This window comes from Pedomonas sp. V897 (assembly GCF_051304405.1).
GTDB lineage: Bacteria > Pseudomonadota > Alphaproteobacteria > Sphingomonadales > Sphingomonadaceae > Pedomonas.
In genome coordinates, this window is sequence record NZ_JBPPGG010000013.1 from 1 (window position 1) to 7,008 (window position 7,008).

13 protein-coding genes are annotated in these 7,008 nt (G+C 61.1%); 8 read left to right on the forward strand and 5 right to left on the reverse strand.

Going from position 1 to position 7,008, the window contains the following annotated elements; translation table 11 throughout:
• The 5 genes from ACSJJU_RS14840 to ACSJJU_RS14860 all read right to left on the reverse strand — a co-directional run.
• The coding region (locus ACSJJU_RS14840) for a DUF1064 domain-containing protein (protein WP_435916344.1) at nucleotides 1-217 on the reverse strand (217 nt) is incomplete at its 3' end.
• Nucleotides 211-408, reverse strand: coding sequence for a hypothetical protein (locus ACSJJU_RS14845; RefSeq protein ID WP_435916345.1), 198 nt, complete (start codon nucleotides 406-408; stop codon nucleotides 211-213). The genes ACSJJU_RS14840 and ACSJJU_RS14845, both read right to left, overlap by 7 nt.
• The gene (locus ACSJJU_RS14850) at nucleotides 408-851 is read right to left on the reverse strand and encodes a hypothetical protein (RefSeq protein WP_435916346.1); all 444 of its coding nucleotides are present in this window, start codon (nucleotides 849-851) and stop codon (nucleotides 408-410) included. The genes ACSJJU_RS14845 and ACSJJU_RS14850 overlap by 1 nt, the downstream gene beginning before the upstream one ends.
• Before the next feature lie 350 nt (nucleotides 852-1,201).
• Entirely contained in the window at nucleotides 1,202-1,798 is a 597-nt protein-coding gene (locus tag ACSJJU_RS14855; protein ID WP_435916347.1) for a hypothetical protein, read from the reverse strand.
• Between the two features lie 391 nt (nucleotides 1,799-2,189).
• Nucleotides 2,190-2,486 (reverse strand): carph-isopro domain-containing protein, encoded by a 297-nt coding sequence (locus ACSJJU_RS14860; RefSeq protein ID WP_435916348.1) that lies wholly within the window; start codon nucleotides 2,484-2,486, stop codon nucleotides 2,190-2,192.
• 83 nt (nucleotides 2,487-2,569) lie between these two features.
• Here ACSJJU_RS14860 and ACSJJU_RS14865 point away from each other — a divergent pair, with 83 nt between their 5' ends.
• The 8 genes from ACSJJU_RS14865 to ACSJJU_RS14900 all read left to right on the forward strand — a co-directional run bounded on the left by ACSJJU_RS14865 (nucleotide 2,570) and on the right by ACSJJU_RS14900 (nucleotide 6,939).
• Nucleotides 2,570-3,007 carry a helix-turn-helix transcriptional regulator gene (locus tag ACSJJU_RS14865; RefSeq protein ID WP_435916349.1) on the forward strand — a complete coding sequence of 146 codons (438 nt, stop codon included), beginning with the start codon at nucleotides 2,570-2,572 and terminating at the stop codon, nucleotides 3,005-3,007.
• A gap of 370 nt (nucleotides 3,008-3,377) precedes the next feature.
• Complete coding sequence (locus ACSJJU_RS14870) at nucleotides 3,378-4,205, forward strand: hypothetical protein (protein ID WP_435916350.1); 828 nt, start codon at nucleotides 3,378-3,380, stop codon at nucleotides 4,203-4,205.
• Between the two features lie 798 nt (nucleotides 4,206-5,003).
• A complete protein-coding gene (locus ACSJJU_RS14875) occupies nucleotides 5,004-5,159 on the forward strand; it encodes a hypothetical protein (RefSeq protein ID WP_435916351.1) in 156 nt (51 codons plus the stop codon).
• Complete coding sequence (locus ACSJJU_RS14880) at nucleotides 5,156-5,344, forward strand: hypothetical protein (RefSeq protein ID WP_435916352.1); 189 nt, start codon at nucleotides 5,156-5,158, stop codon at nucleotides 5,342-5,344. Before ACSJJU_RS14875 ends, ACSJJU_RS14880 begins: the two co-directional genes overlap by 4 nt.
• Before the next feature lie 116 nt (nucleotides 5,345-5,460).
• Nucleotides 5,461-5,703, forward strand: a complete 243-nt coding sequence (locus tag ACSJJU_RS14885; protein ID WP_435913022.1) for a DUF2312 domain-containing protein — start codon at nucleotides 5,461-5,463, stop codon at nucleotides 5,701-5,703.
• A 71-nt stretch (nucleotides 5,704-5,774) separates the two neighbouring features.
• The gene (locus tag ACSJJU_RS14890) at nucleotides 5,775-6,260 is read left to right on the forward strand and encodes a hypothetical protein (protein WP_435913023.1); all 486 of its coding nucleotides are present in this window, start codon (nucleotides 5,775-5,777) and stop codon (nucleotides 6,258-6,260) included.
• Between the two features lie 146 nt (nucleotides 6,261-6,406).
• On the forward strand, nucleotides 6,407-6,649 hold the full coding sequence (locus ACSJJU_RS14895) for a DUF2312 domain-containing protein (RefSeq protein WP_435913024.1): 243 nt from the start codon (nucleotides 6,407-6,409) through the stop codon (nucleotides 6,647-6,649).
• A 5-nt stretch (nucleotides 6,650-6,654) separates the two neighbouring features.
• Nucleotides 6,655-6,939 carry a hypothetical protein gene (locus tag ACSJJU_RS14900; protein ID WP_435913025.1) on the forward strand — a complete coding sequence of 95 codons (285 nt, stop codon included), beginning with the start codon at nucleotides 6,655-6,657 and terminating at the stop codon, nucleotides 6,937-6,939.
• The last annotated feature ends 69 nt before the right edge of the window (nucleotides 6,940-7,008 follow it).

Consider the following 7,008-nt stretch of genomic DNA (forward strand, 5'->3'; position numbering starts at 1 on the left):
CCAGCTCCCCGTTGATCGTGATGGGGAACTCGGGCTGTTGCTCAAGGCGCTGGATCCGCCCGGCCCGCTCGAGCAGGCGCAGCTCATTGCAGCGCAGCGCCTCCTTCTTGCTGTCGTGCATGTGGCCCGCGCCGCACGGCGTCTTCCGGTTGCCGTATTTGCTCTTGCGCGCGCCGCCGAAGAAGGCGGCGGCAGCTGATCCCCTGGCCGTCACCACAGCCTCACCTCCTTGACCCAGACGCGGCCGAAGCGGCGCACCAGCGTGTAGCCACACACCGGAGGCGGGTTGTGGCAGGCATTGCGGCGGCGCTCGGCCACCAGCAGCGCGTACAGGCGCAGACAAAGCGCGGTCAGGATCACGACCAGACCGCTGCAGATCAGGGCGAGCCCGAGCAGGGAGACCGGCATCACTGGCCCCTCCCCGTCGCTGCGATCGAGCTGAGGACGGGGACGAGCCCCGCCGCCCTCTCGGCCAGCCTGGCACGCTCCTGATGATCGATGGTGCCATCCGCCAGCGCCTCGGCGCCCTCGGCAACAAACTGGGCCGCGCTGCTCACCGCCTGGGCAATGCAGGTCCCCTCTGCCTCGAGCGGCTTGACGTAGTACCCGAGCGGGGCCAGCAGCATGTTGAGCGCTTCGGGAGGGAGAACCGCCAGCACGCGCAGGGCGCGAGCAAGCGGGATCATCGGCGGGTCGCTCTCGACGTAGCTCCGGAGGCAACGAGCCTCGTCGCCCGTCGCCGACGCCAGGTCCTCGAAGCGGATATGACGGCCGTGGCCGACATAGAGGCGCAACATTGTCGAAAAGCGGCCCTTTACATCGTCGTCGGAAAGGCCAGGAAGTTTTGTCATGGCAGCAGTCCCCCTGCACACTCACAATCCCCCTCATGGACAGGAACTTCGGGCCGAGACGACTGAGGGGGACACAAGCCGCCCCGGCCCACGCGCGCGCTACGAACGCAGCGGCGCGAAACGCGACTTGGGTGATGGGATGCGGCGGGGGTTTATTTGCACCCCCGCCGCGCTATCGTGGCTGGTGCGAAACAGTCCACGAAAGGAAAGAGATTTGCGCACACCAAGCGAGCGGATCACGGAGCTTGAAGAGCAAATGGAGGCGCTTAAGGCGCAACTGCACTCCATTAGCTCAGCGCCTGTATGGATGCTGTCGGGCCTGCTTTGGGAAATGCAGGATGCAAACATCATCACCGCCTCTCAGCGCCAACAGCTGTGGGAGCGGATGTCGAGAGAGGTTGCTGAGAGCTATTCGCTCCAGCCCGACATGCTTCGGCGACTTCGGCATCAGCTTTCAGACGCTGGCGCGGGACGCTTCCGGTAAGCCAGTAATCAGCGTAGTCTTGGCCGACGCAGGCCCGGATGGCGTCCGCGACAATTCCGCGGACTTCATCTTGCTGAACAGGTGTCAGGGCGGCGGCACTCGCGCCAGCCGCCCCGCCAGCAGCCCGAGCCGCCAGCGGGTTCTGAAGAAGGATTGGCCAGCCGTGGCTGAAGCGCGTGGACATGCCGGCGCGAGCAGCAAGGGCGGCAACGAAATCGAGGTACGGGTCACCGGGAGCCAGACGCGCCTCGATGATGGTCACGCCGCCATGGCGGAAGGCCTCATAGCTGAATCGCAGCAGGCCAGCCGCCGCCTGTGCGCCCGGAGCCAACGCTTGCAGGCGCTCGGCCAGATCATCAGAGAGCGGCGCAACCGCCACCGCCTGCGAGAGCGCGGCGAACGAGGCGCGCGCGGCCCGTACGCTGTCAGAGCAGATGCGGAAATCGAGGGCGCAGGGCAGCATCACACACCCCCCGTTTCACCTTTGGGGCAGGGGGTCGACTCCCCCGCCCCTCCGGCTATCGTTGCGGCTCCACAACCAGCAACGAAAGGCCAACCATCATGCCAAACCACGGGAAACCGGGATTCACGGTCATTTGCGACGATTGCGGCCACGAGTTTTTCCAGCCCGCGAGCCGGCTTGACACGAAGACCCTCACCCCGTGCCCAGAATGCGGGGTTCAGGGAAACCTCGAGCCTGACGAGTGGGCTGCCATCGAAGCAAAATTCGCCGAAGTGGCCCGCGCCGTCAGAGAGGCGTTTGATCAGATCAAGTGGCCCAAGGGCTGGCGCAAGCGATGACAGCGAGCGCGCCATCGCCTCCAGCCCGCTCTGTTCCTGAGTTGCGTGCGCGTTCACTGTGCGCCCCCTGTCTTGGACGAATGGAGGTTTGAATGCTGGTCGATGAAGCCGGACACCGCGGAACTCGCTCGACGCCGCAGCGTTCCGGCAGGGCAATGTCCCGGAGAAACTTTTGCAGTTTTGCGGCGAGCGCGCTTCTTGGAGGCGAGCTTTTGAATGGCGTCGTGGCGCCAGTGCGGGATGCCGTTCTTCCGCCAGCTATGGACAGTAGAGACAGGGACGCCAATTGCTCGCGCAACTGCGGTGGTCCCGCCAAGCTCATCAATCATCAGGGCTGCTTCAGTCTGCATGCCCTGAACTTACGATATTCGTAATTTTAATGCAACCGGATGTTACGAACTGCGTGATAGACCTGTTTCACCATTCGCGGCACATGTCTTTCATGCTCGGAAAGGCAGAGATCGTTGCGGCCCTAATTAAGAAGGTGGAATCGAGAGAGACCACCCAGAAGGCCATCGCCGAAGCGCTAGGGGTTGCCCCGGCGCGTATCAGCGAGCTTTTCAAGGGCGCCCGCGATCTGAGCGCCGACGAAGCAAAGCTTCTCGTTGAGGCATTCGGTCTTGAGGATGGCCGATCGACCCCTCACCCGCCCACACTGAACGACGAGGCCCTCCGGGCCATCGTCAGTGGACTGGTTGAAGCGGCTGAGACGTATGGCCCTTCGAAAGAGCAATCTCTGCCAGTTCTTGCGGATGCGCTTGGGCGCATTCTTGAGCGGCTAGGAGAGAAGCCTGCCATTCAGGGTAATCCGGATGCGATACGGGAGGCTGTGTTCGTTGCAGCCGCTCGACCTCGCGATTCCAAGCATTAACGACCTCACGCTTCACCAAACATCCCAAGAGACACGGGGCGCAACCTTTCTCGCACCCTGGCTCGGCTAGTGTCACCATGACCACCTCCGCGACAAGAACATATGTAGAACATCGCCACTTTGTTCCGCAAGTGGCATCGGCTATCGGTGACCACCGGGGCGCAACTTCGCTGAAAATTCCGGACAAAACTAGCGCCGTACACAGGTAGGGGTGGCAGGTAGGTATTGTGACGGAACGAGCGGAATCGGAACGGAGATGGCGCGGCGGAAAGTCCGAACGGGGTAGGAATTTCGTTACGGGTTGGGTATAGGGTGGGCCCAATTCAGGGACGAGACTTGAGGTCTGGCCCTTGCGGGGCTCGAGGGGGTTATGGTTCAGTTTGAAAAACTGCGCGTTTCGTTAGCACGCGATAGTATTTTGCCGCTATTGAGCGAAGCAAATCACGTTGAAACGTTTAGGAGTCGCCGAGAATTTCTAGAAGCAGCCTTTGCGAAAGAGTGCTCATTCCTGCATGGGCGATCAAAAAAGAGGTTCGACTTCATCCCACTGCCTATAGATGGGAATTATGTTGCGGGCATATTTCGCCGCCACGCGCCAGTAACCTTGCATGATGAGACTTTGACCAATTACGACGCAGATAATTATGAAGCTGCGGTAGTTATTATTTCAGTAAATAAAGACCAAATTACCTGGGTTCAACGCAACAGTCGCGTCGGGTCGACTAAATCTGTACTAGAATCATTTTTTAAGTATTTATCAGAAAAAATGGGTATTAATGACTGGAGAGTTTATGTAGAATATCTTCACGATGAAAGGGAATATTTTTCTGTTATACGCAGCAGGCGTCGGGATATTGCAAAAATCACATTTACATTCATTCCGCCGAATGCGCTTAGTGCAGATGATGAAGTCTATAATTTCGTCAAAGTGGTCCAACAGGAAGCTGGGCCCGATCTCCAGCAACACGTCTACAAGGCCGAGCCAGGAAAGATGAACCCCGACACTGAACACATGAATGCAAGTGCTCGGGTTGCCATGGCAGGAGGAGGAGATGCCGAGGTGCGCGATCGCTCCAATCGCATAATTTATAGCTCGGCACGAGCGAGGGTCACCAAGGAGGTCCCCTCAGATGATTTGCCCACGCCGCAGAATGGCGCATTTGTTAGGCGGATCAGAGACTGGCTGTTTGAACAATGAAACCAAGCAATAGCAGCGCGTGGCGGATCGGCATACTCTTCGCGTTCATAGCGATAGCCGGCTCGGTGAGCGTAAGTCGGCCACACCTGCTGACGGGCAACACCTTTTTGCAGGCCCTGATGGGGCCCGACCTCATTGCAATTTTAGTCGTTGCCCTAACAATCACGTTCGCCTCAGTTGCGAATGTGCACTTAGCAATTAGCAGGCTAGTGGCGTCGGCGCCCAACCAGAAACAAGCAAAAGTCGCGGCCGGGCGCGCTCGGCACCAATTAAACTCTAACGCGTGGACCATTTTCTGGGCTTTCTTAGCATCCTTAGTCGCTCTGCTGGCTTACGGGATGACGCAAAATCCTACGATCAAGGCGGCCATGATAACGGCCTGCCTTACAGTGATCCTACTCAATGGATTAGTAATGCATGATATCTACCGCTCAATTTTTATACTGGTGTCTCTCGATCAACCAAATGGCCGCATAACGAGCCAGCAAGACTTTGCTCAGGATAGCCCTCCAGCTGGGCAGGACTGATTACCCCCCCCCCAGCCGCCTCCGGGCGGCTTTTTTTGTGCCTGGCGGCCGGGCGCGCCGACAGCCAGCGACGGGTGCGCACCCACCTGGCTGGGTGGGCGACGACCGTAATTACGATTTTCGTATTGACCGTAAGTTACGATTTTCGTATTCTCCTCCCATCAGCCGCCGATCGCCTCCGGGCCGAAGACGCGGCAGAGCAGATGGGGGACGCCATGAGATACGCTCAGACAATCCAGCCAGCGCATCAGCCCTCAATGGGGGGTAACCGATGAACCGCCCCACCCACTATTCCAGCCGCCAGGCGCCCCTCCCCGCCTACGCCGTGTTTGCCGAGATCGTTGGCATGGTGGGGCTCTTGGCGGGCACGATCCTGCTGGCCGGCATGGTCGGCTACCTCCTCTGGAGCGGAGGGAACCACCCATGATCGTGCGCTACTTCCGCGAGATGTGGCACGTGGCCACCCGCTGCGGCCCGGTTCGGCACGAGGGCCGCCGCTGGACGCCACTGCTGCTTGGCGTGGGCTATACCGAGGCCGACGCGCTGGCGAAAGCCGAGAAGCTGGGCCTGATCGCCCCGGAGCCGCCGCGACGCTTGAGGCGGGTGAAATGACACACGCCGATCCCCTGCCCCCCCCAGCTCCGGCGAGACTGAGGTCGAGGATGACGGGTTCATCACCGTTCACCCCTCCTCGCCGGAGCCCCCTTCTACGACCACAGGAGAAGTTCATGAGTGAAGTGATTGCCGCCGACCTGTTGCGCCAGCTGATCGAGCGCGTGGAGCGGCTTGAGGGCGAAAAGAAGGATATCGCCGAGGACATCCGCGAGGTGTTCGCCGAGGCGAAGGCGCAAGGGTTCGACGTGAAGGCCATGCGTCAGGTCATCAAGCTGCGCCGCATGGAGAAGCACAAACGACAGGAGGCCGAGGCGCTGCTCGAAACCTACATGGCCGCGCTTGGCATGACCGAGTGATCCACCCCGTCTCTCCCCTGGCGGCCGGTGCGCGTACCTGGCCGGCCGCCCCTACCATGACAGTTTTTGACATGTCCACGTCACCGCATCTCACCCTGACCAAGGACCGGCTGGATCGATTTGTGAAGGGCCAGCGGGTTTACTACGTCCGTCCGCTGCCCGCCGCGCCGCATCGGGTGGAATTTGTCAAATGCACGGTGACATGGACGCGCGGCCCGAAAATGACGCTCGCGGCCTCGCAGATGGGCCAAACAATCTACCGGCGCAATCTGGTCAACTCCCCGGTGCAACCCGATGGTGCGCAGATATGGTGCGGCCTGACAGAGAGCGAGGCGCGGGAGCGTGCGTACAGGCTCGGCGCCGGCGCAATCGCTAAACGCATCGAGCGCCTATCCCGTCGCGTACATGAGCAGGAGGCCGCTGCCGGAACCTACGCGCTGGCGCTGGACCGACAGTCCCTCGAACGCATGAAGCACGTAAAGCCGCACCTGGAGCCATTCGGAATGTGGATTGACGAGCTCCCCGCCGCCCCGGAGGCCACCGACCCCGGCGGCTAACCCCTTCCCACGCCCGATCTCCCTCCCCAAGCGCGGTGCCGGGACGGGCGTGTGGGGAGGTCAGACCCGGCGCCGCAACAGTTGCCCCCGCCGGTGGGGCTCCCCTCCCCTGAGGCCCCACCGGCACCCCACCGCAGGAGATGCGCATGGCCGAAGTTATTGCAGCCGACGTGCTCCGCAAGCTGATCGAGCGCGTGGAGCGGCTGGAAGAGGAGAAAAAAGGCCTCATGCAGGACATCGAGGAGGTGTTCGTCGAGGCCAAGGACCATGGGTTTGACGTGGAGATCATGAAGCAGGTCATCAAGCTGCGCGGCATGGCGAAGCACAAGCGCCAAGAGGCCGAGGCCCTGCTGGAGACCTACCTCGCCGCGCTGGGCATGGTGGGATGACCATCATGGAGAGACCAACCCTTCACGAAATCGCGGCCATGCCGTTCCCTCAAAGCATCAATGCGCTGCGCCAGCACTACGACAAGAACTGGGGTCGGTTCGAGAACGGTGAGCCGCGGGCTTTCGAGGTGACTGTCCGGTACAGCATCTACAAGACCGGCTCCGAGACCTACACCGTGGAAGCCGGGAGCGAGGAAGAGGCCGAAAGCAAGGCCGAAGAGCTCTTCGCTGCCGAGTATGGCGACGAGGCGGAAATTGACTCCATGGAGGTGGAGGCAGCCGATGACTGACCGCCTGACCAAGGGCAAGCGCGTGATCTGCGAGTGGGAGCGCCGCGACCACTACGGACGCCCCCTCGC